1 protein-coding gene is annotated in these 1,249 nt (G+C 70.9%); it reads right to left on the bottom strand.

Features of this window, described 5'->3' with window-relative positions; all coding sequences use genetic code 11:
- Positions 1-1,069 (bottom strand): HAMP domain-containing protein (locus IE95_RS0118230; RefSeq protein ID WP_030153618.1); only part of this gene is annotated, 1,069 nt, incomplete at its 3' end.
- Positions 1,070-1,249: the final 180 nt, after the last annotated feature.

Below are 1,249 nucleotides of genomic sequence, written 5' to 3'. Positions count from 1 at the left end.
CCCCCGACTGCGCCGCCGTCTCCTCCGACGACGCCGAGAACTGCGACGACACCCCCGCCAACGACTCCGCACTCGACGCGATCGTCACCGACGACTCGAGGACACCCGAGAGAGTGGCCCGCAGGTTCGCCTGGGCAGAGGACAGGGCGCGAGCCATGTCTCCGAGCTCGTCCCGACCACGGACGTCCGGCTCGCGGGTCAGGTCGCCGTTCGCGATCGCCTCGACCGTGCGCTGCACACCGATGATCGCGGTCTTGATCCGACCGGAGGTCACCCAGCCGAAGGCCAGGCCACCGAGGGCACCGACCGCGATGATCACGACGAGCGTGATGATCGCCGTCGACGCCTCGCGCTCGGCCCCTGCCGTCTCCCCCGCGAGGATGTCGTCGATGTAGGACTGGAGCCGGTCGAGCGCGCCCCCCACCTGCTGACCGACCTTCTCGAGGTCGGTGTCGGCGGAGCGGTACGCGGCGCGGTCCCCCGCCTCGAAGGCCGGCAGCGTGCGGTCCTCGACGATCGAGATGTACTCGTTCACGGCCAGCGCGAACGAGCCGTACTGGTCGGGTACCGCCTCGCCGATCCCCGCGTAGATCCCCTCGAAAGCGGTCATCTCGGCCCTGACCGTGCCGAGGGCCGCGTTGAGCGCCTCGATCTGCGGGCGGACCTCGTCCGCCTCCCCCATGTAGTCGCCCAGGCCGCCGGTCGCGAGGCGGTATCCCCACACGGAGCTCTGGAGAGCCATGACGCGCGCGTTGAGCGTGCTCTGGATCGTCGCGATCGTCTCGGTGCGCTCCCGGAGCGAGACCGTCGTCGAGACGGCCACCGCGCCCAGCACGATCATGGCGACCACGAGGGCCGCGACGAGGCCCAGGATCCGGGTACGGACCGAACGCAGGACGCCACGGCCCGGGCCAGGCGCCCCCTCTTCGCCCGAACCCGCGCTCGGTGACCTGTCGTCCGGCGTCCCACCGAGGGGGGACACAGGGTCGGGGGAGGTCTCGACGAACGCCTGAGGTGCGTGCTCGAGCGTGGCTGCCAGGCCGTCGGATGCTGTGCTCTGCCGGTTCACGTGCTGTTCCTCTTCTCAGTGCCGACCCGTGCGGGTCGTGGGTCGGGGGGCGTTGGGGTCGTGGGGGCGTTGGGGGCGTAGGGGGCGTGGGTCAGTAGACGAACTTCGAGGCGTCGGCCTGCAGGTCGGCGCTCATCCGGGCGAGCTCGGCGATCGAGTCGTTCATCTGCTGGATCGCCT

Origin of the sequence: Oerskovia turbata (genome assembly GCF_000718325.1) — a bacterium.
GTDB lineage: Bacteria > Actinomycetota > Actinomycetes > Actinomycetales > Cellulomonadaceae > Oerskovia > Oerskovia turbata.
The sequence above is the reverse complement of the archived record's forward strand: the minus strand, read 5'-3'. Positions and strand labels throughout refer to the sequence as shown.